Consider the following 24,348-nt stretch of genomic DNA (forward strand, 5'->3'; position numbering starts at 1 on the left):
CCATGATGCAGCTGATACCCATTGACGCATCAACCATATGGGCAAGATGATTAAGGTTGATGCGTCAACCCACACCGGGCGCTGTATACGCGCGGTCGGCCCGGCGGATCACCCCGCCCCGTAGTCGGCCGCCCCACTCAGGTTGCGGAGGCCGGAGTGCGGGCTCAGTCGTGGCCGGTCCGCCGGTCGAAAACCTCGAGGGCGAACTCGCACCAGCGGATATTCTCCTGTTCGAAGGCGATGCCGCGCGCGAGGGTGAGATACGGGCCGACCCGGTCGGCCGTTGCGAGGAAGTCCGCCTCGGTCCGCCCGGCGAGGATGCGGTCCCGAAGGCGTTCGTACCGCTTGAGCTTGGTCTCTGCGGCTTCCTGTTTGTCCCGCACCGCGCGGCGCACCGCCTCGGCGTCCCCTGCCTCGAGCGACTGAACCTGCACCAGCAGCTCGTCGCGGTAGGCGAGCGGCTTAGGTCGGCGGGCGGTGAAGCCGTGCAGCTCGGCCCGCCCGGCTTCGGTCAGCGAGAACAGCCGTTTGTTGGGCCGCCGTTCCTGTGGGATGACGCGCGCCGACACCAAGCCCTGGGCCTCCATCTTCTCCAGCTCGCGGTAGATCTGCTGGGGCGTCGAGGTCCAGAAGTTGGCCACGGACGCGTCGAAGTACTTGGCGAGGTCGTAACCGGAAGCCTCTGTATCGAGGAGCACAGCCAAGATCGCGTTGCGGAGCGCCATGGCCCCAGCATAGGCGATCCCCTACTCGCAAAATTGACTATGCATGCTCCCGGACAGCGTCCTGGCCGCCGCCGTACTCTCCAACGCACTTGGTCATGATCGGGCTGCGGAACACCACGTCGTCGGCGAGCATCGCCTCGAACGCGTCCAGATCTGTTCCGCCATGGCCTGCGCACCCTGAAGGACGTCCTCGACCAGCACTTCGAGGAGCCGGGACTCAAGAGCCCGCTCGGCACTTACTGGACCTGTCTGGGGCTGCCCCCGTCGCGAGTCCCGTTCCAGGACTTCGCGCTGATGTTCTGGGGCTACATGGAATTCAAGGCGGCCCACATCGGGGGGCGGCTCGCAGGCGCTGTCGACGGCGATCCTCGACTCGTTCCTCAAGGCCGGCGGCCAGGTCCGGTTCAACACCGCGGTCGACCGCATCCTCACCGACGCCCACGGGGCGACGGCGGTCCGCCTCGACGACGGCACCGAGATCGGCACCAACGACGTGGTCTCCAACGCCTCGCTTCCCACGACGTACGCGATGCTCGACGACGCGCCCGCGTCCATCCGCGACGACCTCGCGACCCGGCGCATCGGCACATCGGCCTTCGTCCTGCACATGGGCCTCAACGCCACACCGTGGCAGCTGGGGTTCACCACCAGCACGGGCTTCATCAGCCGCGAGCTCGACGACGACAACCTCCTGGCCGACTGGAACTCCCTGGACCACCCTCTCGGCGTCGCCATCACCTGCTACGACGTGGCCCCCATCGGCTTTTCCCTCGCCGGCGCCTCCCACGTCAGCCTGCTCACACTGCAGCGAAGGGACCTCTGGGACAGCGTCCCGCCGAGCGACTACCACCGGGTGAAGTTCGCCCACGCCGACAGGCTGCTCGAAACGGCCCAACTGATGGCCCCCGGCATCCGAAACGCCATCGAGGAGGTCGACGTCGCCACGCCGCACACGATGGCCCGCTACCTCGGCCACCCCGGTGGCGCCATCCACGGCTACGACAAGGACCGCACCGAGACCTGGCTCTACCGGGACAGCGAACGCACCACCGGGGTTCGGGGACTGCACGTGGCCGGGACCTGGACGGGCATGGCCGGCTTCGAGCCGTCCCTGGAAGCCGGCGCCCGAGTGGCACGCCGCCTGTTGCGGGCCAAGGCCGCCTGACTCTCCCTCCCTCCCGAGGAAGCACCGTGAACAAGCGCCCGCTCACCGCCCTGTACGACGAGACGGCCGAGGTCGAAGCCGAACTCGCCGCCCGCGCGCCGGACACCGCGGACCACTGGGCGCGCACCCGCGAGCTCATCGACACCTACCACCCCGAGCGGCTCCGTCTCACCGTCGCCGAGGTCATCGAGGAAACTTCCACCGCCACGACGTTCCGACTCGCCACCGAGCGAGGCGGCGACCTGCCGCCCTTCCTGGCCGGGCAGTACGTCAACGTGTTCGTCGACGGGACCAGCCGCCCGTTCGCGATCTCTCGACCACCGCGACACGGTCGTACTACGACATCACTGTCCGGCGCGTCCCCGCCGGCTGGGTGAGCAACCTGCTCATCGACTCACTCGCGGTGGGCCAGGAGCTCACCACGACGGGCCCGATGGGCACCTTCCACCACAACCCCCTCTTCCACGGCGACGACGTCGTCTTCCTGGCCGGGGGCTCCGGAGTGGCGCCCGCGATGAGCATGATCCGCGAGATCGTGGACCGCGGCCTCGACCTCCGCTTCCACCTGCTGTACGGCTCGCGGACCGCGGACGACGTGATCTTCCGCGAAGAGCTCGACACCATGGCGGCCGAATACCCCCTCATCCTGGTCGATCACGTCATCACCGACCCCTCATCGGAGTGGGAGGGTGCGACCGGCTTCCTCACCGCTGAGACGATCAGTTCCCTGCTCGGCCCCCTGGGAGGTCGCAGGGTGTATGTCTGCGGCCCCGAGCGACATCGACCCCTACGGGCAGGTGACGGTCACGTGCGGGACGGCCTCGTTCTCCACCCCGCGTAACCGCCGGCTCCTGGACGCACTGGAGGACAACGGCATCCGCCCGGAGGTGGCCTGCCGCTCCGGCGAGTGCGGTCTGTGCCGGGTCCGGGTTGCCGAGGGCACGGTCCACCGGGCCGAGGAGGCCAGGCCACGGCTGTGCGACGAACGCTTCGGCTACGTGCACTCCTGCGTCTCCTACCCGCTGACCAACGTAACGCTGGAGGTCTGATCCCCGTGCTGAACCTGTCCGTCCTGCTCGAGGACTCCGCACGCGCCCGCCCCGACCACGAGGCCCTGATCCTCGGAGAAACGCGGCTGAGCTACCGTCAGGTCGACGCGGCGGCCAACCAGGTCGCCAAGGTCGGCCTCGTAGGAACCGTGTCGCTCGTGAGGCGTCAGGGGGCGGTGAGCGCGGTGATCGTCTCCACGACGAGGTCCTCGGAGGTGACATCGGTGTGGGCGTGCAAGTCGCCGCCGATGTCGAGGGAGGCGGCTCCGTGCACCAGCGCCCACAGTGAGCCGGCGAGTGCGCGGCTGTCCTTGGTCCGCAGCGCCCCGGCGTCCCGGGCGGCGTCGACCGCCTTGAGCAGGACGTCGAAAGCGTCCTCGGCGGCGCGGCCGAGGCCAGGGTGGTCGGCGCCCTTGACCTCGGCGCCGAACATCACGAGGTAGAAGTCGGGGTGGTCGAGTGCCCAGCGCAGGTAGGCGCGCCCCAGCTCGATGACGTGGTCGCGGCCGTCGCGGCCGTTTGGAGCGGCCCGGAGGGCGTCGTGCAGACGCTGGAAGCCGAGCTCGGCCACGGTCGCCAGCAGGTCGGCCTTGTCGGTGAAGTGGCGGTAGGGCGCGGCTGTGCTCACGCCCGCGCGCCGAGCGACCTCGGTCAGGGTGAAGCCCCTCGGTCCCCGCTCGCCGATCAGGTCCAATGCGGCGTCGGTCAGCGCCCGTCGGAGGTCGCCGTGGTGATAGGGGGCTGATTTCCCGGTCCCGGGGCGGTCGGCGGATGCAGAGCGTGCTGACATGTTGACGACTTTAACATCGACCTCTATGTTAAAGGCATTAACATCGCGAATGAAGGAGTGACATGTCGATCACATCGACTGACTGGGCGGTGGTCACCGGGGCTTCGTCCGGGTTCGGGGCGCTGTTCGCTCGACGGCTGGCCGAGCGTGGCCACCCCCTGGTCCTGACCGGCCGCGACGCCGCACGCCTCGACGTCGCGCGTGAGGAGGTGAAGCGGCACACCCCCGGCGCGGTGGTCGAGACGGTCGTGGCCGACCTCGCCACCGAAAACGGCCTGGAGGTGCTGCTGACCCAGCTGAAGAACAAGGACGTGGACGTACTGGTGAACAACGCCGGCTTCGGCACATACGGCCGGTTCGCCGAGGTGCCGGCGTGGCGAGAGTCCACCTTGATCGCGGTCGATGTCACGGCCGTGGTGCGGCTGGCGCACGCGCTGCTGCCTGCCATGCGTGCCCGCGGCCGGGGACGGATCCTCAACGTCGCCTCGACCATCGCTTTCCAGCCCGCGCCCTACCAGGCTGTCTACGGCGGCGCGAAGGCATTCGTCCTGTCGTTCAGCCAGGCCCTCGCGGAGGAGACGCGGGGCAGTGGGATCACCGTGACCGCGCTGTGCCCGGGCCCCACACGCACCGGCTTCACGGACGCACTGAAGGCGGACGTCTCCGAAACCGCGATCTACCGCAAGCTCGCCGAGCCCGGGCCGGTCGTCGACGCCGGCCTGCGCGCGCTCGACCGCGGCCGCCCCGTCGTCGTCCCCGGCCTGGGCAACCGAGCCATGACGATCCTCGGCCGGATCGCCCCGTCAGGTCTGCTGATCCGCCTGACCGCCCGGATGCTGTCCGCCCCGGACAAGGCGGGGCACACGGCGAGCCGGTGAGATCGGTGACGTTCTCGCCGGGTGGACCGCCGTCCGCGGTCGAGCGCGCGTGTGCCGCCGCCGATCCCTCAACTGCCTCATGCCCCAACGACCTCAACGGAGCTAGTCATGGCCCTGCCGATGTTCTCCCTCAAACCGGTCGACGAGACCTACTTCGACCACGCACCGCTGCGATTCGTCCACACCTGGTCCATCAGCCGGCCGGCCGCATCGGTCTGGGCGGAACTGGTCAGCGACGAACCCCTCCACTGGTGCAGCGGCTTGAAAATCCGATGGACATCGCCCCGGCCCTTCGGTGCCGGCACCACTCGCCGGGCGGTGGCCATGGGTGCCATGGCCAATGACGCGTACTTCTTCGCCTGGGAAGAAGGCCGCCGCCATTCCTTCTACTTCACTCACGGCAGGTTCCCCTTGTTCGTCAGCGCTGCCGAGGACTACCTGGTCGAACCCGACGGGCCACACCGCTGCCGATTCACCTGGCGCGTCGGCATCACCCCGAGCGCGATCGGCCGCGTCGGGACTCCACTCACCAAGCGTCTCTTTCACGGCTTCTTCCGCGACACCGGCCGCTATTTCGATGCCGAGCACCCCGTCCCCACCCCATAGCTGAGCCGGCGCGCAGGCCCGACTTGTGGGCGCGGCAGCGTGCGGGCAAGCTCCGAGCCACTAGGCAGACGCTGGGGTCGCTGAAGCCGCAACCGGCCCTGATGACTCGCCCACGCCCCCGCTGTCCGCCACGCCTACATCGCCACTGCCGGATCACCGACGTCTCGCTGCCCAACAACGGCCAGATCTGCTATGCCAGCACCCGCGCCCTCGCCCGGCGCATCCGCACCGACTCGGTCGGCCGGCGTGACGCGGTAAAGCTCTCGCCGACGTCCCCACCCACCTGTGCGGCATCGGCCGGCGGCGACAGCGAGAGTAGCGCCGGGAAACCGTCTCTGACCTCCATGAACGGAACGTTTTCCGCGCACAAAGATGCGTCAGCTCGTCGTTGACCGCCACTCCTCAGCGGGGTCAGGGTGAGGGAGCCGGACCGGATGCCTGACACCACTTCTCCGGTCCACCTTTTTCCGGTCATCGAACTGAGCGCAGGAGGTCGTGATGCTCCACACGGACACCCGTGAAACCACCGAGTGCGGTGAGCGCGAAGCGGCTGCCGCCACCACGACCGCGCCCGCCGTGCCGGCCGCACCGGCGGCCGGCCACGAACTGTTCTTCCAGCGGTGCCTCTGGTGCGGCACCCCCGCCTACCGCCGGTCGTTCTGCCGGGCCTGCGGATCCACGGCCTTCCGACGCGAGTGCAGCGCGGGCGCCGGAGCCGTCGTCCGCCGCACCGGCCACGCTCCGCATCACACGTGGTTCGTCGCGATGGACGAGGGCTTCAATCTGCTCTGCCAGGTCACGGGGACGTCCCCGGTCGTGGTCGGGATCGGCGCCAGGGTGAGGGTCGTACGGACGGACACCTCTGTGGGTCAGGGCCTGCCCGTCGTCGAGCTCACCCACCCGGCGATTTCTTCGGAGCGCTGGTGGTGAGAGCTGACGGCTCGGACGGAGCGGTGTTCGAAGGCCGGTACGACGAGAGAGGAGGGTGCGTGGGCACCCATCACGACGCGCCGGACGAACGGGCCGGCACCGGCCACGACGGTGCGGGGCGCGGTGCGCTGGAAGGGCTGCGCATCGCCGACTTCTCCCGGGTTCTCGCAGGGCCCTACGCCACGATGCTCCTCGCCGATCTCGGCGCTGAGGTGGTGAAGGTGGAGAGGCCCGGCGCCGGGGACGAGACCAGGGCCTGGCACCCGCCGGCGGACCACGACGGCACCTCTACGTACTTCCTGAGCGTGAACCGGAACAAGAAGTCCGTGGTCCTGGACCTCACGACCGAGGCCGGTCTGGAACAGGCCCGTGCTCTGGTCGCCGAGTCCGACGTGCTGGTGGAGAACTTCCGTCCCGGCACGATGGAGCGGCTGGGACTCGGCCCTCGCGAACTGCGCGCCCGGCACCCGGGGTTGGTCTACTGCTCGATCAGTGGCTTCGGCAGCGGTGCGGGCGCGGCGATCCCCGGATACGACCTGCTCGTGCAGGCCGTCGGCGGTCTGATGAGTGTGACCGGAGACGCGGCCGGGGAGCCGGTGAAAGCCGGTGTGGCCCTCGTCGACGTGATCACCGGCCTGCACGCCTCGCTGGGCGTGCTGGCAGCCCTCCGGCACCGGGATGCCACCGGGGAGGGCCAACTGGTCGAGGTGAACCTGCTCGGCTCGCTGCTGTCGGCCATGGTCAACCAGGCGTCGGCGTTCGCCGTCGCCGGCGTGGTGCCGGGCCGCCTGGGCAACGCGCATCCGAGCATCGCCCCGTACGAGACCTTCCCGGCCGCCGATCGTCCGCTCGCGATCGCGGTGGGCAACGACCGGCAGTTCGCGGCGCTCGCCGAGGTCGTCGGGGATCCCGGTCTCGCGCTGGACGAGCGCTTCCGCACCAACGCCGACCGCGTCGCCCACCGCGCCGAACTCAAGGACCTGCTGACCGAGCGGCTGGGTGTCGCCGGCGCCGACCACTGGTCGGCCGTCCTGCTGGCCGCGGGCGTGCCCGCCGGACCGGTCAACACCCTCGACGAGGCATTCGCCTTCGCGGCGAAGCTCGGCCTTCCCGGCATCGTCGACGTCCCCGCCGTACCCGCCGACGGAACGGAGGGCAGGCCCTCCCGTCAGGTCGCGAGCCCCATCGCGCTGAGGGGCACACCCGCGCAGTACCGCCTGCCGCCGCCACGCCTCGGTCAGCACACCGCGGACGTCCTCGGCCGTCTTTCCGACTCCGCCACCGAACCAGGGGGATCGGTCACGTGACCGTTCCCCGCCTCGACACCGGCACCCCGACCTCACCCACCACCGCCACCGCCACCGCAAGGAGCCCACGATGAGCCGCAAGCCGCTGAAGGACCCGCTCGACCTGCTCGACTTCTCCTCCACCCTCACCGACGAGGAACGGGAGATCCAGGCCACCGTCGCCAAGTTCCTCGCCGACCGGGTGCGCCCGCACCTCGGCGAGTGGTTCGAGAACGCGCACTTCGCCCGCGAACTCGCCCCTGAACTCGGCAAGCTGGGCGTACTCGGCATGCATCTGGAGGGCTACGGCTGCGCCGGCACCAACGCCGTCTCCTATGGCCTGGCCTGCCTGGAACTGGAGGCGGCGGACTCCGGTTTCCGCAGCTTCGTCTCGGTGCAGGGCTCGCTGTCGATGTTCTCCATCTGGAAGTGGGGTTCGGAGGAGCAGAAGCTTCAGTGGCTGCCCCGGCTCGCCGCCGGCGAGGCGATCGGCTGCTTCGGCCTGACCGAACCCGACTTCGGCAGCAACCCCGCCGGGATGCGCACGCGGGCCGTCCGCGACGGCGACGACTGGATCCTCAACGGCTCCAAGATGTGGATCACCAACGGCGGCATCGCCGACGTGGCCACCGTCTGGGCACAGACCGAGGACGGCGTCCGTGGCTTCCTCGTGCCGAGTGGCACTCCCGGCTTCACCACGCAGGACATCAAGCACAAGATGTCGCTGCGTGCCTCGATCACCTCCGAGCTGTACTTCGACAACGTACGGCTGCCGGAATCGGCGCGCCTGCCGCTGGCGGAGGGCCTGCGCGGACCGCTGTCCTGCCTGAACGAGGCCCGCTTCGGCATCCTGTTCGGCGCGGTCGGCGCCGCCCGTGACTCGCTCCAGGCGGCCATCGAGTACGCCGACTCCCGCGTTCAGTTCGACAAGCCGATCAGCGCCTTCCAGCTCACCCAGAAGAAGCTCACCGACATGAGTGTGTCCCTGGGCAACGCCGCGCTGCTCGCCGTCCATCTGGGCCGGCTCAAGGACCAGCACCGCATCCGGCCCGAGCAGATCAGCGTCGGCAAGCTCAACAACGTGCGCGAAGCGATCGCCATCGCGCGTGAATGCCGCACCGTGCTGGGGGCCAACGGCATCTCCCTGGAGTACTCGCCGCTGCGCCACGCCAACAACCTGGAGTCGGTGATGACCTACGAGGGCACCAACGAGATGCACACGCTGGTCGTCGGTCAGGCGATCACCGGATACCCGGCGTTCCGCTGACCGCCCCGGCTGAAGGAAGACGACCGTGAACATCGTCGTACTCGTCAAGCAGGTACCGGACACCGGAGCCGAACGCACCCTGTCCGCCGACGATCACACCCTTGACCGCGAGGGTGCCGACCTGGTGCTCGACGAAATCAATGAACGCGCCGCGGAAGAGGCCCTGCGGCTGAAGGAGTCGTCGGACGCCGAGGTCACCGTCGTGTCCATGGGGCCCGACTCCGCCCTCGACGCCATCCGCAAGGTACTCGCGATGGGTGCCGACCGCGCGATCCACATCTGCGACGACCGGCTCCACGGCGCCGACGTGGTGACCACCGCCAAGGTGCTGGCGGCCGCCGTGGGGACGGTGGAGGAGGTCGACCTGGTCCTGGCGGGCGACGCGACCACCGACGGACAGGCGAGCGCGGTCCCCGCCATCGTCGCCGACCTGCTCGGTCTGCCGCAGCTGACACATGCGCGCGAACTGGACGTGGACGGAGGACGCGTGCGAGCCGAACGCGAGACCGACACCGGCGAGGCGACGCTGGAGGCATCGCTGCCCGCGCTGGTCAGCGTCACCGAGAAGATCAACGAGCCGCGCTACCCCTCGTTCAAGGGGATCATGGCCGCCAAGAAGAAGCCGGTGGAGACGGTCGACCTCGACGACCTGTTCCCCGACGCGGATGACGCCGGGTTCCGAGTGACCCGCACCCGCGTGGTGGAGGCCGTGCCGCGTCCGGCCCGGGTCGCGGGGATCCGTGTCACGGACGACGGCTCGGCCGGCCGGCAGCTCGTCGAACACCTGATTGCCCAGAAGCTCCTCTGATCGAATCGCTCCGCAACAAGAAGCAGGCACCCCATGCCCGATGTCCTCGTCCTCGTCGACCACGACGGGGAACGTGTCCACAAGTCCACGTACGAACTCCTCGCCGCCGCACGGCGGTTGGGAGACCCGGCCGCAGTCGTCGTGGGAACCCCCGGCACAGCGGACCGCCTCGCGCAGTCCCTGGCCCGGTACGGCGCCACAACCGTCCACGCGGCGGAATCCACCGACGCGGCCGAGTTCCTGGCCACGCCCGCCGTCGATGCCCTGCAGCTCGCGGCCCGGGAAGCCTCTCCCGCCGCCGTTCTGGTCTCCGCGACGACGGACGGCAACGAGGTGGCCGGGCGTCTCGCCGCGCGGCTGGACGCCGGGCTGCTGATCGACGCCGTCGACCTGGACTCCTCCGGGGTGGCCACCCAGATCGTCTTCGGCGGGTCGTACACCGTGCGCTCGCAGGTCACCGAGGGCGTGCCGGTGATCACCGTACGCCCGGGGGCCTTCGAACCGGAGGAGCATCCGGGGCAGGCCGCGCAGCGGACGCTCGCCCTGCCGGCGGCCGACCCCGCCGCGTCCGCCCGTGTCACTGCCAGGCGCGCCGCAGCCACGGGCGACCGGCCGGGGCTCACCGAGGCGGGCGTCGTCGTCTCCGGCGGCCGTGGTGTCGGGGGAGCGGACGGCTTCAAGGTGGTGGAGGAGCTTGCCGACGCCCTGGGCGGTGCGGTGGGCGCCTCACGCGCCGCGGTCGACGCCGGGTACTACCCGCACCAGTTCCAGGTCGGGCAGACCGGAAAGTCCGTCTCCCCGCAGCTGTACGTCGCCCTGGGTATCTCCGGGGCCATCCAGCACCTCGCCGGGATGCAGACCTCCAAGACGATCGTCGCCGTCAACAAAGACCCGGAGGCCCCGATCCTCGGACTCGCCGACTACGGCGTGGTGGGAGACCTGTTCGCGGTGGCGCCCCAGCTCACGCGGGAAGTGGCAGCCCGCCGCACAGCCGGCTGACGTGGGCAGGCCGTCGTAGGCGCGGCGGAACTTACGGTTTGTGGGTTACCCAGAGCAGTTCCGCCGGCCAGCGGTGTGCCCAGTCGGGCGGGTCGGTTTCGTTGTAGCCGTTGAGTGTTCCGCGTTCGGGCCGCGGCTCGATGAGGTCGTCGATGATGAGACCCGCGCCGCGCAGGACCCTGACCCAGTCGCCGTAGGTGAGCTGATAGCTGGTCGCGCCGTCGCCTTCGGCGATCGTGTTCAGCCCGAAGTAGTCCTGCTGCAGCGTCGTGGTCACGCGGCCGGCGGCTTCGTCGTAGCAAGCTTCGAACCATGGGCTGGCGACGTTGAACACCAGGCGCCCACCCCGGTTCAAGACGCGTGCGGCCTGCGGCACGGCCAGGTGCGGGGGCGCCCAGCTGAGCCCACCGAAGTCGCAGAACACCAGGTCGAAGCTGTCGGCGGCGAAGGGCAGTTGTTCGGCGGCGCCTTGCACCAGCGGGTAGCGGGCCGCTCCCATCGCGCGGGCCGCTGCGGCGAGTTGGGCTTCGGACAGGTCGAGCCCGACCACGGTGGCGCCCTCGTCGGCGAGTGCCCTGGACCACTGGCCGGCACCGCAGCCGAGTTCGAGGACGCGCTTGCCGGTGACGTCGCCCAGGGCGCGCAGGTGCGCGTCGGGGATCGAGTACATGCCCCACAGCCGGGGTGCGGCGCCGATGTGCGGGTCGTGCTTGTGCTGGTAGGCGCTGCTGATCTGGTTCCAGAGCCGCCGGTTGGCGGGGATGCTGTCCACGTGCCGACTCCAGCACTGCATGCCTGAGACGGTCAACACGATTAGGGACTGGCCGGCCCCCGCCTCGGACCGGCCCTGGCCCGGCCCATGATCCGCCGGACGAGCCCTGGCTGCCCCGGCGCCGCCAGTGCGGGAAGGCAGCGGGGGCTCCTCGACCCGGGGTGCGTGCACCGAACAGGCCGGGGAGCTCCCGCGGGCCGGTCAACCGGTCGTCATGCGGCCAGGCGCCGGAAACGGCTGCCGTGGAAGACCAGTGGCGCACGGTCGGGTTCGGCCTTCAGACCGTGGATCTCCAGCACGACGATGGTGTGGTCCCCTCCGGGGAACTCGGCGTGGAGCGAGCAGTCCAACCAGAGGTTGGCACGGCGGATGTACACGCTGCCGTCCTCGCCGGCCTCCCAGTCGACCTCCGCGAACCGGTCCCCGCCCCTGCCGGCCAGTGAGCGGCAGACCAGGTCCTGTCCCTCGGCCAGCACGCTCAGGCCCAGACGGCTCTGGCTGCGCAACCTCGGCCAGGTCGACGAGGTGTCCTGGACGCAGACCGACACCAGAGGGGGGTCGAGGGAGACCGGGGTGAACGTACTCGCGGCCATGCCCACCGGCGTACCGGAGTCGAGCGCGCACAGGGCTGTCACCCCGGACGGGAAACAGCCGAACGCCTGGCGCAGCACGGCGGGATCCGTCGGTGTCGCGACGAGCGGGCTCATCCGGTGACCTCCTGACCCGACAGGACCGCGCCCAGACGACGCATCGAGCCGTTGTTGCCGGCCACATGCTGGGAGACGCAGCGGACATCGCGCCAGCGACGCTGCAGGGGGCTGGAGCTGTAGAGCCCGGAGCTGCCCGACAGCGTCATGATCTCGTTGAGGATCCGGATGCCCTCGTGATGGATGTGCTGATGGCTGCCGGTGTAGCCGAACCACTCGGCCGGGGTGGGCTCGTCTCCCGCCAGGGCCCGGTCCATGACCGTACGGCCGGTCCGCTCCAGCAGGGCGTCGAGTGCCGTCGTACGCAGGTGCAGCTCGGCGAACTTCTCCTGGAACACCGGATCCTCACCGATGACCACCCTCGGGTTGAACGCCGGCCGCTTGGTGGCGGCCAGTTCGGCTAGATCGCCCAGCGCACCCTCCAGACAGCCGACGATGACGGCGTCGTGCGAGGCGCCCGTGGCCGTGTACGGCAGGTCGTAGAAGGGAGCGGGTATGTTGTTGCCGCCCGACAGGGGGCCCGTGAAGCGCTCCGGCACGAAGACGTCGTCCATGGTGAAGTCGGTGCTCTGCGTGGCACGCAGGCCCACCGCGTCCCAGGTGTCGAGGAAGGTCACGTGCTCAGGGCGGATCAGCGCGACCCGCATGTCGGGGCGCCCGTCGGGCAGCGGCGGTGCGCCTTCGACCACGAAGCCCGCGAGTATCCAGTCCGGGGTGAACGAGCCGCTGGCCAGCGGCCAGCGGCCACTGATCCGGTAGCCGCCCGCTACTGCCTTCGCCGTCCCCTTCGGGGCGATCGCCCCACGGAGCATCAGGTCGGCGCCGTCGCCGAAGACCTCCTTCTCGAGCGTCTCCCCAGGCAGCGACCGCACGAAGAACCAGGCCATCGAGGCCGCCTGCACGGTCCACCCGGTCGAGCCGTCGGCACGCGAGATCTCCCGGACCACTCGCTCTCCACCAGGTCGAGCTGTGAGCCGCCCCACGCCGTGGGCAGGCTCATGCGGAACACGCCGGCGTGACGCAGGGCCGTGATGATCTCCGCGGGAACCGACCGGGCCGCCTCGGCCTCGGCCGACCGCGCCGCTATCTCGGGCAGATGCGCGCGGACACGGCCGAGCACGCTGTCGTCGGCCGTCCGGTCGGAGGGTGCGGGGGGCTGGAGCAATGTCGTCATGATGTGTCCTTGTGATTGCCTGCGGTCGGAGACGACCGCCGGTGACTGAAGGGCCGCCGACGCGTCCCGTTCACTGCCCGAATGATGTGGGGCGGAGCACAAGCCCTGCTTGTATGCGGGCGCACAGGTTTTTGCTTAGCTGAGAACAGCTCCTGGGCGGCCACGGCGAAGGAACGTCCCGCTGGTCGACTCCGGCCTCCTGACAGGATGGAGAAGAGCCGCATGCCCCGGATGACGACGCCGAGCGATGCCACGGCCGGCGAGAGACTGGAATCCTGGCGGGACGCCGTCAGCCGGAGTCTCGTGCCCATGACGGTCCTGCCGCGCGAGTGCGCCGACTTCCGCGCGTCGCTGCACGCCGCGCAGGTGGGCCAGGTACAGATGTCGGTCATCACGGCCGAACCGCACAGCGTCGCGCGCACCCGACGGCACATCGCCTCCGACGCGCCCGACCTCCTCCAGCTCACGCTGCAGCTCAGCGGGCAGGGAGTGCTCACCCAGAAAGATCGTCAGGCCCGGGTGCGCCCCGGCGAACTGGTCGTCTACGACACCCGCTCGCCCTTCACCTACGACCTGCGGCAGTCCCACACCGGCCTCGTCCTGATGTTCCCCCGCACCATGCTGCCCATCACGGAACGGGATCTGACGCGGGTGACGGCGACACCGGTGCCGTGCCGCGACGGGCTCGGCCAAGTCGTACAGCCCCTTCTGTACGGGCTGGCGCGGCAGATGGCACACCTGGAGTCCCGTGGCACGCCCCGGCTCGCCGACCACGTCGTCGGCCTGATCGGAACCCTGCTCGCGGAGCAGGCGGGCGCGGACCGGAGCACCGAGGAGGACGGCCCGGGCGTGCTCACCCAGCGCCTCCTCGCCTACATGGAGGAGCGGCTCGCCGACCCCGGACTGAGCCCCGAGGGCATCGCGGCCGCCCACCGCATCTCCCGCCGCTACCTGTACACGTTGCTGGCCGCAGAGGGGCACACCGTCTCGGGCTGGATCCGGGAACAGCGTCTGGACCGGTGTCGGCGCGACCTCGCCGATCCGGCCATGGACCACCTCCCGGTCGGCGCCATCGGCGGACGCTGGGGCTTTTCCGACCCGGCCCACTTCAGCCACGCCTTCAAGGCGGCCTACGGCATGAGCCCCCGGGCTGCGCGCGCGGCCGGACGACGGCGCCAACGGCCGTAGTACGGGAACGCCGGCCCAGGTCGCCGGTGCCCTCAGGCACCCGGTAGTTCCCTCAGGCTGCCTGGTAGTTGAAGAACCCCTGTCCCGACTTGCGGCCCAGCAGGCCCGACTCGACCATGCGGCGCAGCAGCGGGGGCGGGGCGTACAGCGGTTCGCGGTACTCCTCGTACAGGGCTTCGCCTATCGCCGCCACCGTGTCCAGGCCGATGAGGTCGGCCAGGCGCAGCGGGCCCATGGGGTGGGCGCAGCCGGCGGTCATGCCCGTGTCGATGTCCTCGGCCGTCGCGGTGCCGGAACCGACCATGCGCACCGCTGCCAACAGGTAGGGAATCAGCAAGGAGTTGACCACGAATCCCGCGCGGTCCTGAGTGACGATCGTCTTCTTGCCCAGGGTCTCGGCGGCGAAGGCGCGTACGCGCTGTTCCGTGGCCTCGGAGGTGAGCATTGAGGGGATCACCTCGACCAGCGGCATGGCGGGGACCGGGTTGAAGAAGTGCAGGCCGACCACAGCTTGGGGACGTCCGGTCACGGCCGCGAGCCGGGCGATGGGGATCGAGGACGTGTTGCTGGCCAGCACGGCGGACGGGTTGGTGACCACCTTGTCCAACTGCTGGAACAGCTCTGTCTTGGCCCGCTCGTCCTCGACGGCGGCTTCGATCACCAGGTCAGCGCCGGACAGCAGGGAGAGGTCGGCGGTGACCGAGATTCCGGCGAGGGCGTGGGCGCGGTCTTCCGGGCCGATGGCGCCGTGCTTCTCCGCCTTGAGCAGTGAGTCGGCGACGCCCGTCAGCCCGGCACGGGCCCTGTCGTCGGTGACGTCGCACAAGGTGACGTGCAGCCCGGCCCGGGCGCAGACCTCGGTGATGCCCCGGCCCATCTGCCCGGCGCCGACGACGCCCACGTGCTTGATCGATGTCATGTGCTCCTCCGCCTGTTCCCGCGTCCGGCGGCGGTTTTCCGACGCCGTGACGCTCTGTGCCGCGGTGTCGAGGGTAGGCCGGGGACCACCCCTGTGACCTGCGCTGATGATGCGTTTTCCGCGCACAAACATGCGTCGGTACGGTGTCGCTCCGGCGCGTCCGGAGGAGTCGGCCGATCACGAGGGGGAGGGTAAGTCGGCCGGGGCGCGAGCACGAGGAGGAGGGCGCGGACATCGAGGCCGGCGCCCTCCGAGACAGACATGACGGAGCTGCCGAGGTCCTTCTGGACAGACTCCGGACGCGGAACCGGCGGTATCAGCCGGCGGTGACAGTGGCGGCAGCCGCCTCCCGCAGACGGCGGATCACACCGCGCACCGCGGGCGAGGTCTCGCCCCTGCGGAAGGCGCCGACCAGACTGGTCGTCAGCGCCACGTCGGCCAGCGGACGGTAGGCCACCCCCGGGATCTGGACGCGGCGCAGCGAATCGGGGACCAGGGCGACCGCGAGACCTCCGCCGACCATGGTCAGGGCGGCTATGAAGTCCCGTACCGGGGGAGCACACCGCGGGCTGAAGCCCCCTCGCTCCGCCACTTCGAGGATCTGGTCGCGGCAGCCGTACTCCTCGTCGAAGTGCGGGGCGACGAAGCACTCGTCACGCAACCGTGCCGCCGGTACCGCCTCGTAGGCCGCCAGCGGGGCGCCGGCCGGCAGGGCCAGGACGACGTCCTCGGTGAGCAGGCGGGTGGCCGTGACCTCGGGCGGGTACTCCGGCCTGAAGCGCAGGAATCCGACGTCGATGTCCCCGCAGACCAGCGCCTCCAGTTGGGCGGGTGTCTCCAGCTCGCGGACCTGTACCGTCAGTTCGGTGCCGGGAGCGGCGCACCGGGTGAGGACATCGGTCAGCACCCCGGAGAACGCGGCCGAGGCGACGTACGCGATCTGGGCGTGACCCAGTTCCCCGCGACCGGCGCGCCGGCCTATGGCCTCGGCCCGGGCGGCCTGGGCGAGGGTCAGCCGCGCCTCTTCGAGGAACAGCAGCCCGGCGCTGGTGAGCGCGGGGCGGGTACGCCGTCCGCGGTCGATGAGCCGCACACCGAGGTGTGACTCCAGTGCCCTGACCTGGGCGCTGAGAGCCGAGGGGGCCAGGTGCAGACGGTCGGCCGCCCGTGCGAAGTGCAGTTCCTCCGCGACGATGACGAACGATTCCAGCCAGCGCAGTTCCATCGGCTCCTCCATCCCGTCGGGCCTGTTCCGAGGCGAGAACGGGTTGTGTGTACGGCCTGTGGTGAGCACACCCCGCGGCGCTCGTCAGGGCAGAACAGGATCGCCGCGGGGTGAGTTAGGGGCAGGGGCCGTCGGCAGCGTGGCCGGTGGCGGTTCAGGGAATGACGACGTAGTTGCTGAATCCGCCGTCGCGGTCCTCGAGCCCCGAGATCGCCTCGTTGACCCTGGCCAGCGGGAAGGGCTTGGTCTGCAGGTACGACAGGTCCAGGGCGCCGGTGGCCACCATGGCGGCGAGTTCCTGCCCCTGCGCGGTGGAGAACCAGTTGGAGCCGATCAGCTGCACCTGTTCGTCCATGAGCCACTTCACGTCCACGGGCAGCCGGTCGGCGACCCCCCCGACGTTGACGACCCTGCCGCCGCGGCGGACGCCCTGCATGGAGTCGAGCATCGTCTCCACCGGGGCCTTGGCGCCCAGTGCGCTGATCACGTAGTCCGCGCCCTCGCCGCCGGTGCGGGACTTGGCCCACTCACCCGTCGAGCCGTCGCCGAGCCGCATGACCTCGATCCGCTCCGGGTCCAGTTCCCGGACCCGCTTGAGGAGTGTCTCGTTGCGGCCGGTCCCGAGGACCCGGGAGGCGCCGGAGGCGAGCGCGAGCAGGGTCGACGCGACACCGAGGGTGCCCGTGACCCCGTCGATCAGCGCGACCTGGCCGGGGCCGGCCGCGGCGTTCCTGAGGGCGCCGTAGGACGTGCCGATGTAGCCGAGCTTGCCGGCCTGCTCGAACGTCATGTTGTCGGGGAGGTTGACGATCGAGGACTGGGGTGCGGTCATGTACTGCGAGAAACCGCCGTACGGATACAGGTCGAAGATCCGCTGGCCGTCGCGGGAGGTGCTGAAGTAACCGTTCAGCGTGAAGTAGCGGCAGCGGCTCAGTTCACCGCCCCGGCACACCTGACAACTGCCGCACCCACGCAGCGGGTTGACGTACACCCGGTCTCCTGGCTTGGTGTGCAGCACCGCCTCGCCGACCGCCTCGACCACACCCGCGGCGTCCAGACCGAAGATCGCGGGGAACTTGGGCAGCGGCTGGTGCGGGAACCAGGTGGGCCAGTTGTTGATCACGTTGGCCATGTTCGGCACGATTCCGCACGCCTTGACCCGCACCAGCACGTCGGTCGCCCGCGGGGTCGGCACGTCGATACTGTCGATCGACATCGGCTCACCGAGCGCGTGCAGTCGTGCAGCGAGCATTTTCGCCATTGAAATACTCCTTGGAAATACTCCGTCCCGACGGAGCGAGGGGCGGAGGAAACTTTTCGGCGACCGAGGCGGCGGACCGGCGGCTCGGCTGTCACTTCTCATGTATCGAGGGGCCTTTACGGCGCCGAGTCTCAAGAATTCGGGAAGGGATTCGGGTAGTTTTCCTCGAGGTCGATGTCCAGCAGTCCCATGATGCGCACGCCGGAGTTGTACCAGGCGATGGACAACGACAGTTCGACCATCTGCCGGTCCGTCAGCAGGTCGGCGGCGGCACGCCAGGTCTGCTCGGAGACGTCGACCTGGAGCGTGGACTCCTTGGCGAGGCGCATCACCGCCTTCTCCGTGTCGTCGAACAGGCCCGAAGACTCGAAGTCGGGTACCGCCGCGAGCTGTTCCTCTGTGAGCCCGGCCTTGAGCCCGTGCGACTGGTGGTGCGCGACCTCGTAGGCGGACCGGGTCGCGTAGCCGACGGTCAGGATCGCCAGTTCCCGCAAGCGGGGGCTGAGGTCGGCGGCTCGCAGCGAGTTGGCGTAGGTCAGGAAGGCGTCCAGCTGGGCCGGCGCGTTGGCCAGGGCGAGGAAGATGTTCGCCGTCGGTACCTTGCGTTCGGCTTCCAGCCGGTCGTACAGGGGTTTCTGTGCCGGGTCCGCGTCCTCGCGGTTCAGGTAGGGCACTCGTGCCATGGTGTCTCCTCGGGTGACGTAAGGGTGAAAGGGCCGGGTCAGGGGGCTGACTGCTCCAGCAGGAAACGTTCGAGTGACATCGGCTTCGGCAGCTCGGCCGGCGGGATCAGCGGCGCGCCGACGAAGGGCGACGCCTCGAAGTACCACTTCTCCAGGGCCGGCAGACCCCAGCGGGCGTTGGTGCTCAGCGACGCGGCGTCCCAGCGGACGGGCTCGATCTCGGTGTCGATCGTCTGGTAGTGGCTGTTGAAGACCTCCACCCGGTGGCCGTCGGGGTCGCGGAGGTAGACGAAGAGCATTCCGCCCGGCCCGTGCCGGCCGGGGCCGCGCTCCACCCCGTCGCCGTAGCCGAGGATGCCCGCCCAGTCGCAGGCGGTGAAGATGTCGCGGCTCTCGGAGACGGTGTAGGCGAAGTGGTGCAGGGCGGGCCCGGTGTTCTCGACGATCGCCAGGTCCAGGCAGGTGCCCTTGCGGTACATGAAGGCGCCCAGCAGTTTGTCGCCGTGCTCCAGGTACTCCGAGTTGCGGAAGCCGAGCTCGCTGTAGAAGGCGCACAGCTCGTAGGTGTCGGGCGCGAAGATCTGGTAGTGGTCCAGCCGCTGCGCGTGGGCGCCCTTGTAGGACGCGAAGTCGATGTGCAGCCGGGGCCGGGTCTCCATGTGCGCGCAGAGTTCGAGCGGGGTGCCGATGGGGTCGCTCACGTGCAGGGTGCGGCCCTGGTACGGGGCGTCGACCCACTCGGCGGGCAGCCCCCGCTCGCGGAACCAGGCGTACGCGAGGTCCAGGTCCTCGTCGAAGAAGACCCGGTAGCCGACCCGCCTGCAGGATCCGGCCCCCTCCTCGTCCAGCTCCAGCACGAGGCTGTGGTGGCACGCCTCGGCCAGGCCGCGGAGGTAGCAGGTGCGTTCGTCCTCGTCGCTGACGACGAGGCCCAGCGCGTTCACGTAGAAGTTCCGGCTCTCGGCCAGATCGGCGACCGTGAGACGGACGTGACTGGAGCGGGTGATGTTGAAACTCGGGCGCAGATTGACGGGTGGCAGCATGCTGGTCTCCGTGCTCGGATCGGCTTTTGGAATTCGAATGACTTTAATGCTCCGAAGCCGATTCAGGGCCTGGACGCAATGGACGCGGGATCGGCGAACGGGAACGCGGACCAGCCGCTGAATTCGGCGGAATCACCGAGTGACTCCTCGATGCGCAGAACCTCGTTCCACTTCGCCATGCGCTCGGAGCGGGTGAAGGATCCCACCTTCAGCTGGCCGGCGTCCCAGCCGACGCTCAGATGGGCGATGGTGATGTCCTCGGTCTCCCCGGAACGGGCAGAGACGATCGTGCCGAAGCCGGCTTCCTTTCCGGCCCGCAGGGCCTGGAACGCCTCCGTGACCGTGCCGGCCTGGTTCGGCTTGATGAGGACGGCGTTCACCGCTCCGCCGGTGGCCGCGGCCTCCACCCGCTTGGCGTTCGTGACGAGGTAGTCGTCGCCGATCACCTGGCAGTGGCGGCCGTGGCGCCGGGTGAACTCCAGCATTCCGTCGTGGTCGTCCTCGCCCACCGGGTCCTCGACGGACAGGATCGGGTACTGCCTGATCCAGCCGCCCAGCATGTCGATCAGCGCCTCGGTGTCCAGTGTCCGGTCGTCCAGGGCCAGGGTGTACTTGCCGGCACTGCCGAACTGCGAGGCCGCGACGTCCAGAGAGATGCCGACCTGGGTGGCGGGGGAGAACCCCGCGCTCTCGATGGCGAGGCTCAGCGTCTCCAGCGCTTCCTCGTTGGAGTCGAAGGCGGGCCAGAAGCCGCCCTCGTCGGCGACTCCCTGGGCCTTGCCGGCGGCGCGCATCAGGCTCCCGGCCGCCCGGTAGATCTCCGCCGTCCAGTCCAGCGCCTCGGAGAAGCTCCGCGCCGCGGGACAGACCACCATGAAGTCCTGGACGTCGACGCGGCGGTCCGCGTGGGCGCCGCCGCCGAAGATCTGGATCTCGGGCAGCGGGATTCGTACCGGCCTTTCGCCCGCCAGGTGCTTCCACAGCGGTACCCCTGCCGAAGCGGCGGCGGCGTGCAGGACGGCCATGGACGTGGCCACGATCGCGTTGCCGCCGAGACGGCCGCGGTCGGGAGTTCCGTCCAGGTCCACCAGAAGGCGGTCGACTGCCTCCTGGTCGGCCGCGTCGAGGTCCGGCAGGGCGGGCGCGATCTCGCGGTTGACCGCCGCCACCGCGCGCCGGACGTCGAGTCCGCCGAAGCGGTCACCGCCGTCGCGCAGGTCGAGCGCCTCGCCCTGCCCCGTCGAGGCCCCCGCGGGTGCGATGGCCCGCCCGATCGCGCCGTCCGCGAGGTGGACCTCGACCTCGACGGTCGGCCGACCGCGTGAGTCCCACACCCTGCGACCGTGGAGCTTGGCGATCCGCGTGTCTGTCATGACAGTGCGACCTTTCGGAGTTCGGGGCGATGAGGGGGGCCGGTACCGGCGTCCGTGCCTTCAGGGCGGGACGGATACCTGCGGCAGGAGGCGAAGGGAGGATCCCTTGCCGACCGGCGGCGGGAGAGGGCGGGCTCCGCGGTGCGACACCCGGACCAGTACCACGACGCCGGACACGGGAGCAGGGCCGTACCGCTGTCTTCAAGGTCGCGGCGCGGCCGGCGATGGAATCCGGGGCGCAGGGCGATGACGGGGGTTGCCCGACTATCGCGGCTGATGAATGCTAACGATAGCGCAATCCTGCGAAGCGCCGACGGTCCTGTCAAGGGGCAGGCGGCGTCATGTTCGGTGGGGGCCGCTGATTGCTCTTGCGGCATTGGCGCGCCTTCGGGCGAGTGCTATCGTTCGCACAATCTGTCGCCCCGGCACAGATACTCCGGCGGACCCGCACTCCTTCTGGACGGACGGACAGCACAGGCGGGGGCGGGTCCGCCGGACCGGACCGTTGCCGACAACGAAAGCGAGCCCCTTATGGCATCCGAGCCCTCGGCGAGGCCGATGACCCTCACCACGGTTGTCGCCAGCACACGTCCTGGACGCGTGGGCAGATCCGTCGCGGACTGGTTCACCGCCAAGGCCGCGGAACACGAAGGGTTCGAGTCGCACCTCGTCGATCTGCGCGAACTGTCTCTGCCCTTCTACGACGAGCCGCACCCGCCGGTGCTGCGGCAGTACACCAAGAGCCATACCGTGGAGTGGAGCCGGATCGTGGACGCGTCGGACGCGTTCGTCTTCGTCACCCCGGAGTACAACGGCGGCTTCCCGGCCCCGCTGAAAAACGCTTGGGACTACCTCGTCGTGGAGTGGCAGCACAAGCCGGCCGCGTTCGTCAGCTATGGCGGGGTGTCGGCGGGCACCCGGGCGGTGCAGATGGCCAAGCAGGTGGTGGCGAACCTCAGGATGCTGCCGATCGGCCCGACCGTGAGCATTCCGTTCGTCAACGAAGTCGTCGCGGACGGCGTCTTCCGGCCCGGCAAGATACACGAGACCGCCGCCGAGCAGGTGCTCGAGGAACTCGCCCGTACCGCCGCCGTCATGCGCGGGTTGCGTGGCGGAACGCATTGATGGCGTACTGACGTGAACCGGCTTGACCGAGGTGACCGACGTGACCGGCGACGCGAAGGGCGCCCGGAGCGAAGCGCTCCGGGCGCCCTTCGCGTGAGTGCCGGCGTGCCGGCTTGACCGAGCAGCCGGGTGGGGGGCGGGTTCACGGACCGGGCGAGCCGGGTGGGGCCCCGCCCCCCCGGGTCGAGGGGCGGCGGGGCAGCCACCGCATGGACCGGGGCCCCGGCCCGGCAGTGCCTCAGCCGCGCCGCGAAGTGGTCGTCGCCGCGCCAGGGGGCGCCGTGCTGCCGCGCAGGACCAGCGATCCGAGGGAGACCGACGTGTACGGTCCGTCGTTGTCCGGCGTGGTCTTGAGGCGGCGCATCAGCCACAGCGCGCAGCCGGTGGCCATCTCCTGGATCGGCAGGCCGGTCGTGGTGAGCCCCGGCCCCCACCAGGAGAAGCCCGGTTCGTCCCCGAACCCCACCACGGACAACTCCCGGGGCACCTTTACGCCCTGTTCGGACAACTCCTCCAGCACACCCAGGGTGAGCTGGGTCGATCCCAGGACGAGTGCCGTGGGCGCGTCCGGGCCGTCCAGCAGTCGGCGCGTCGCCCGGCGGCCGTGGTCCACGGACGAGGGGGGCCACAGCTCGGTGCGCCCGGCGTCGTCCGGCAGGCCGCCTTCGCGCAGGGCGCTGCGGAATCCGCGCAGCCGCTCGGCGCCCGTGGGCAGTTCCTCGGGCCCGCCCATGTAGGCGATGCGGGTGTGGCCCAGCTCCACCAGGTGGGCGGTTGCCTGACGCAGGGCCTCGTGGTCGTCCACGCCGAACCACTGGGAGCCGAGGGCGGGGTGGCGGCGCAGTAGTTGAAGGTGCGGCAGCGTGCGCAGAAGCTTGACGGAGTCGCCGTGCGGGCGCGCGGTGGGCACGATGATGACGCCCGCGACGCGGTTGGCGGACAGTTCCCGCAGATGGCGCAGCTCCACCATCCGGTCGTCGTCGGTCTCCGAGAGCATCAGCTGGAAGCCCTCGGCCTGCATGTTCTTCGACAGCTGATGCGCGATGGTCGAGTAGAAGCTGTTGCGGATGTCCGGGATCACCAACGCGACCACGTTGCTCGACGCTCCCCGCATCATCCGCGCCGCACGGTTTCCCACGTAACCCATCTCGGACGCGGCCTGGCGGACCCGGAACTTGGTCTCCTCGCTGATGCGGGGGTCGTCGGAGAGCGCCCGGCCGACCGTCGAGACGGAGACCCCGAGGCGTTCGGCGATGTCCCTGGTCGTGATCACGTAAGCGGCTCCCTCGAGCGACTGGTCCGGTGCCATTGCTTTCCGCGTGCCAACGATAGCAATCCCATCGCGCTCCGAGACCGGAAAACGGGACAGCGGAGTTGATCACTGGCTTATGCTAACGTTAGCACTACTGGAGGGGCCCTTGCAGCCGCCCGCGGCTGCCTAGTTGCGGAGGTTTCCGTGAGGATCGTCAGGTATGCCGTCGACGGTGTGTGTCACTACGGAGAATTCGAAGACGGTGACGCCAGGATCGCGAGATACGAAGGCGATCCCTTTACCGGGATGTCCCCCACGGGGCAGGTCGACGAAGTCGGTGACGTGGTCGTTCTCCCGCCACTCGAAAGCCCGCGGATCTTCGGGTTCGCCTACAACTACGCCGCACACATCGACGAGACCGACCGGGACATCCCGGAAGTTCCCGTGTGTTTCATGAAGCCGAGCACCGCCGTCGTCGGATCCGGCGACGCCATCGTCTATCCGGCGGACGGTGAACTCATTCATTTCGAAGGCGAGTTGGTGGCCGTCATCGGAAAGGAAGCCCGCCACGTGAAGGCTTCCGAGGCCCATGAGTACATCCTCGGCTACACATGCGGCAATGACGTCAGCGACCGTATCGTCCAGCGCAGGGAAAGCGCGTTCGGAACGCTGCTGATCGGGAAGGGGCAGGACACGTTCGCTCCTCTCGGACCGGTCATCGCCACCGGACTCGACCCCTCGGACCTGGCGCTGACGACCCGGGTGAACGGCGTCGTCGCGCAGTCGGCGAGCACGGCCGACCTGCTGCTCGCCGTGCCCGACCTCGTCGCCTACCTGAGCCGCTATCTGACGCTGCTGCCCGGAGACGCGATCATGACCGGAACGCCGTCCGGTGTCGGGCCGATCCGCCCCGGGGACGAGGTCGAGGTGGAGATCGAGGGCATCGGCGTCCTGCGCAGCCCGGTCGTGGCCGAGGGCGCCTGAACCGAGGAAGCCCACCGGGCGACCGCTCGTCAGGGCCTGTTCCACCGCTCGGCGGTGGAACAGGCCCTGACGTATATCGGCGCAGGGCCCCCGCTCTGTCACCGGAAACCCGTGTCGCACCAGCCGATCGGCTGGTGCG

General features: G+C 69.7%; 25 protein-coding genes and 1 pseudogene. 13 read left to right on the top strand and 13 right to left on the bottom strand.

Annotation, left to right across the window (positions count from 1 at the left end):
* Positions 1-164 precede the first annotated feature (164 nt).
* Positions 165-725, bottom strand: a complete 561-nt coding sequence (locus ACH4G3_RS16285) for a PadR family transcriptional regulator (RefSeq protein WP_397625075.1) — start codon at positions 723-725, stop codon at positions 165-167.
* Positions 726-1,089: 364 nt separating this feature from the next.
* On the opposite strand from ACH4G3_RS16285, the gene ACH4G3_RS16290 reads away from it, so the two are divergent.
* The 3 genes from ACH4G3_RS16290 (at position 1,090) to ACH4G3_RS16300 (ending at position 2,939) form a co-directional block, all read left to right on the top strand.
* The gene (locus ACH4G3_RS16290; RefSeq protein ID WP_397625501.1) at positions 1,090-1,890 is read left to right on the top strand and encodes a phytoene desaturase family protein; all 801 of its coding nucleotides are present in this window, start codon (positions 1,090-1,092) and stop codon (positions 1,888-1,890) included.
* 115 nt (positions 1,891-2,005) lie between these two features.
* Entirely contained in the window at positions 2,006-2,731 is a 726-nt protein-coding gene (locus tag ACH4G3_RS16295) for an FAD-binding oxidoreductase (protein WP_397625502.1), read from the top strand.
* The gene (locus ACH4G3_RS16300) at positions 2,688-2,939 is read left to right on the top strand and encodes a 2Fe-2S iron-sulfur cluster-binding protein (RefSeq protein WP_397625503.1); all 252 of its coding nucleotides are present in this window, start codon (positions 2,688-2,690) and stop codon (positions 2,937-2,939) included. Before ACH4G3_RS16295 ends, ACH4G3_RS16300 begins: the two co-directional genes overlap by 44 nt.
* A gap of 166 nt (positions 2,940-3,105) precedes the next feature.
* Here ACH4G3_RS16300 and ACH4G3_RS16305 read toward each other — a convergent pair whose 3' ends face one another.
* Positions 3,106-3,729, bottom strand: a complete 624-nt coding sequence (locus ACH4G3_RS16305) for a TetR/AcrR family transcriptional regulator (protein WP_397625076.1) — start codon at positions 3,727-3,729, stop codon at positions 3,106-3,108.
* Positions 3,730-3,791: 62 nt separating this feature from the next.
* Between ACH4G3_RS16305 and ACH4G3_RS16310 the strand changes: the two genes are divergently transcribed.
* The 7 genes from ACH4G3_RS16310 (at position 3,792) to ACH4G3_RS16340 (ending at position 10,503) form a co-directional block, all read left to right on the top strand.
* Complete coding sequence (locus ACH4G3_RS16310) at positions 3,792-4,607, top strand: SDR family NAD(P)-dependent oxidoreductase (protein WP_397625077.1); 816 nt, start codon at positions 3,792-3,794, stop codon at positions 4,605-4,607.
* 108 nt (positions 4,608-4,715) lie between these two features.
* A complete protein-coding gene (locus ACH4G3_RS16315; protein WP_397625078.1) occupies positions 4,716-5,213 on the top strand; it encodes an SRPBCC family protein in 498 nt (165 codons plus the stop codon).
* Positions 5,214-5,711: 498 nt separating this feature from the next.
* Positions 5,712-6,143 carry a Zn-ribbon domain-containing OB-fold protein gene (locus tag ACH4G3_RS16320; RefSeq protein ID WP_397625079.1) on the top strand — a complete coding sequence of 144 codons (432 nt, stop codon included), beginning with the start codon at positions 5,712-5,714 and terminating at the stop codon, positions 6,141-6,143.
* Positions 6,144-6,202: 59 nt separating this feature from the next.
* Positions 6,203-7,450: a CaiB/BaiF CoA transferase family protein gene (locus ACH4G3_RS16325; RefSeq protein ID WP_397625080.1), complete on the top strand. Its 1,248-nt coding sequence runs from the start codon at positions 6,203-6,205 to the stop codon at positions 7,448-7,450.
* A 70-nt stretch (positions 7,451-7,520) separates the two neighbouring features.
* The gene (locus ACH4G3_RS16330) at positions 7,521-8,696 is read left to right on the top strand and encodes an acyl-CoA dehydrogenase family protein (protein ID WP_397625081.1); all 1,176 of its coding nucleotides are present in this window, start codon (positions 7,521-7,523) and stop codon (positions 8,694-8,696) included.
* A gap of 25 nt (positions 8,697-8,721) precedes the next feature.
* A complete protein-coding gene (locus ACH4G3_RS16335) occupies positions 8,722-9,504 on the top strand; it encodes an electron transfer flavoprotein subunit beta/FixA family protein (RefSeq protein ID WP_397625082.1) in 783 nt (260 codons plus the stop codon).
* Positions 9,505-9,537: 33 nt separating this feature from the next.
* Positions 9,538-10,503 carry an electron transfer flavoprotein subunit alpha/FixB family protein gene (locus ACH4G3_RS16340; RefSeq protein WP_397625083.1) on the top strand — a complete coding sequence of 322 codons (966 nt, stop codon included), beginning with the start codon at positions 9,538-9,540 and terminating at the stop codon, positions 10,501-10,503.
* 31 nt (positions 10,504-10,534) lie between these two features.
* On the opposite strand, the gene ACH4G3_RS16345 is transcribed toward ACH4G3_RS16340, so the two are convergent.
* The 4 genes and pseudogenes from ACH4G3_RS16345 to ACH4G3_RS16360 all read right to left on the bottom strand — a co-directional run.
* Complete coding sequence (locus ACH4G3_RS16345) at positions 10,535-11,275, bottom strand: class I SAM-dependent methyltransferase (RefSeq protein WP_397625084.1); 741 nt, start codon at positions 11,273-11,275, stop codon at positions 10,535-10,537.
* A gap of 212 nt (positions 11,276-11,487) precedes the next feature.
* Positions 11,488-11,982: a flavin reductase family protein gene (locus ACH4G3_RS16350; RefSeq protein WP_397625085.1), complete on the bottom strand. Its 495-nt coding sequence runs from the start codon at positions 11,980-11,982 to the stop codon at positions 11,488-11,490.
* Positions 11,979-12,929, bottom strand: coding sequence for an acyl-CoA dehydrogenase family protein (locus tag ACH4G3_RS16355; protein WP_397625086.1), 951 nt, complete (start codon positions 12,927-12,929; stop codon positions 11,979-11,981). The genes ACH4G3_RS16350 and ACH4G3_RS16355 overlap by 4 nt, the downstream gene beginning before the upstream one ends.
* Positions 12,930-12,946: 17 nt before the next feature.
* A pseudogene (locus ACH4G3_RS16360) lies at positions 12,947-13,156 on the bottom strand (acyl-CoA dehydrogenase family protein); the annotation flags it as partial.
* Positions 13,157-13,378: 222 nt separating this feature from the next.
* Between ACH4G3_RS16360 and ACH4G3_RS16365 the strand changes: the two are divergent.
* Complete coding sequence (locus ACH4G3_RS16365) at positions 13,379-14,344, top strand: AraC-like ligand-binding domain-containing protein (protein ID WP_397625087.1); 966 nt, start codon at positions 13,379-13,381, stop codon at positions 14,342-14,344.
* 52 nt (positions 14,345-14,396) lie between these two features.
* Here ACH4G3_RS16365 and ACH4G3_RS16370 read toward each other — a convergent pair whose 3' ends face one another.
* The 6 genes from ACH4G3_RS16370 to eno form a co-directional block, all read right to left on the bottom strand.
* Entirely contained in the window at positions 14,397-15,263 is an 867-nt protein-coding gene (locus tag ACH4G3_RS16370; RefSeq protein WP_397625088.1) for a 3-hydroxybutyryl-CoA dehydrogenase, read from the bottom strand.
* Between the two features lie 316 nt (positions 15,264-15,579).
* Complete coding sequence (locus ACH4G3_RS16375) at positions 15,580-16,488, bottom strand: LysR substrate-binding domain-containing protein (protein WP_397625089.1); 909 nt, start codon at positions 16,486-16,488, stop codon at positions 15,580-15,582.
* Between the two features lie 154 nt (positions 16,489-16,642).
* A complete protein-coding gene (locus ACH4G3_RS16380) occupies positions 16,643-17,740 on the bottom strand; it encodes an alcohol dehydrogenase catalytic domain-containing protein (protein ID WP_397625090.1) in 1,098 nt (365 codons plus the stop codon).
* Positions 17,741-17,880: 140 nt separating this feature from the next.
* Positions 17,881-18,432: a carboxymuconolactone decarboxylase family protein gene (locus tag ACH4G3_RS16385; protein WP_397625091.1), complete on the bottom strand. Its 552-nt coding sequence runs from the start codon at positions 18,430-18,432 to the stop codon at positions 17,881-17,883.
* Between the two features lie 38 nt (positions 18,433-18,470).
* Positions 18,471-19,475: a VOC family protein gene (locus ACH4G3_RS16390; protein WP_397625092.1), complete on the bottom strand. Its 1,005-nt coding sequence runs from the start codon at positions 19,473-19,475 to the stop codon at positions 18,471-18,473.
* Between the two features lie 62 nt (positions 19,476-19,537).
* A complete protein-coding gene (eno, locus tag ACH4G3_RS16395; protein ID WP_397625093.1) occupies positions 19,538-20,848 on the bottom strand; it encodes a phosphopyruvate hydratase in 1,311 nt (436 codons plus the stop codon).
* Positions 20,849-21,379: 531 nt separating this feature from the next.
* Between eno and ACH4G3_RS16400 the strand changes: the two genes are divergently transcribed.
* Entirely contained in the window at positions 21,380-21,973 is a 594-nt protein-coding gene (locus tag ACH4G3_RS16400) for an NADPH-dependent FMN reductase (RefSeq protein ID WP_397625094.1), read from the top strand.
* Positions 21,974-22,211: 238 nt separating this feature from the next.
* Here ACH4G3_RS16400 and ACH4G3_RS16405 read toward each other — a convergent pair whose 3' ends face one another.
* On the bottom strand, positions 22,212-23,246 hold the full coding sequence (locus ACH4G3_RS16405) for a LacI family DNA-binding transcriptional regulator (protein ID WP_397625095.1): 1,035 nt from the start codon (positions 23,244-23,246) through the stop codon (positions 22,212-22,214).
* A gap of 183 nt (positions 23,247-23,429) precedes the next feature.
* Between ACH4G3_RS16405 and ACH4G3_RS16410 the strand changes: the two genes are divergently transcribed.
* The gene (locus tag ACH4G3_RS16410; protein WP_397625096.1) at positions 23,430-24,209 is read left to right on the top strand and encodes a fumarylacetoacetate hydrolase family protein; all 780 of its coding nucleotides are present in this window, start codon (positions 23,430-23,432) and stop codon (positions 24,207-24,209) included.
* Positions 24,210-24,348: the final 139 nt, after the last annotated feature.

Origin of the sequence: Streptomyces afghaniensis, from assembly GCF_044327915.1 — a bacterium.
GTDB classification, from domain to species: Bacteria; Actinomycetota; Actinomycetes; order Streptomycetales; family Streptomycetaceae; genus Streptomyces; species Streptomyces afghaniensis.

Coding starts and splice junctions, on each gene's coding strand:
- ACH4G3_RS16340 (WP_397625083.1), top strand. CDS start 9,538: ATGCCCGATGTCCTCGTCCTCGTCGACCACGACGGGGAACGTGTCCAC.
- ACH4G3_RS16375 (WP_397625089.1), bottom strand. CDS start 16,488: ATGGAACTGCGCTGGCTGGAATCGTTCGTCATCGTCGCGGAGGAACTG.
- ACH4G3_RS16285 (WP_397625075.1), bottom strand. CDS start 725: ATGGCGCTCCGCAACGCGATCTTGGCTGTGCTCCTCGATACAGAGGCT.
- ACH4G3_RS16320 (WP_397625079.1), top strand. CDS start 5,712: ATGCTCCACACGGACACCCGTGAAACCACCGAGTGCGGTGAGCGCGAA.
- ACH4G3_RS16380 (WP_397625090.1), bottom strand. CDS start 17,740: ATGCTCGCTGCACGACTGCACGCGCTCGGTGAGCCGATGTCGATCGAC.
- ACH4G3_RS16330 (WP_397625081.1), top strand. CDS start 7,521: ATGAGCCGCAAGCCGCTGAAGGACCCGCTCGACCTGCTCGACTTCTCC.
- ACH4G3_RS16400 (WP_397625094.1), top strand. CDS start 21,380: ATGGCATCCGAGCCCTCGGCGAGGCCGATGACCCTCACCACGGTTGTC.
- ACH4G3_RS16310 (WP_397625077.1), top strand. CDS start 3,792: ATGTCGATCACATCGACTGACTGGGCGGTGGTCACCGGGGCTTCGTCC.
- ACH4G3_RS16365 (WP_397625087.1), top strand. CDS start 13,379: ATGCCCCGGATGACGACGCCGAGCGATGCCACGGCCGGCGAGAGACTG.
- ACH4G3_RS16350 (WP_397625085.1), bottom strand. CDS start 11,982: ATGAGCCCGCTCGTCGCGACACCGACGGATCCCGCCGTGCTGCGCCAG.
- ACH4G3_RS16370 (WP_397625088.1), bottom strand. CDS start 15,263: ATGACATCGATCAAGCACGTGGGCGTCGTCGGCGCCGGGCAGATGGGC.
- ACH4G3_RS16390 (WP_397625092.1), bottom strand. CDS start 19,475: ATGCTGCCACCCGTCAATCTGCGCCCGAGTTTCAACATCACCCGCTCC.
- ACH4G3_RS16385 (WP_397625091.1), bottom strand. CDS start 18,432: ATGGCACGAGTGCCCTACCTGAACCGCGAGGACGCGGACCCGGCACAG.
- ACH4G3_RS16315 (WP_397625078.1), top strand. CDS start 4,716: ATGGCCCTGCCGATGTTCTCCCTCAAACCGGTCGACGAGACCTACTTC.
- ACH4G3_RS16305 (WP_397625076.1), bottom strand. CDS start 3,729: ATGTCAGCACGCTCTGCATCCGCCGACCGCCCCGGGACCGGGAAATCA.
- eno (WP_397625093.1), bottom strand. CDS start 20,848: ATGACAGACACGCGGATCGCCAAGCTCCACGGTCGCAGGGTGTGGGAC.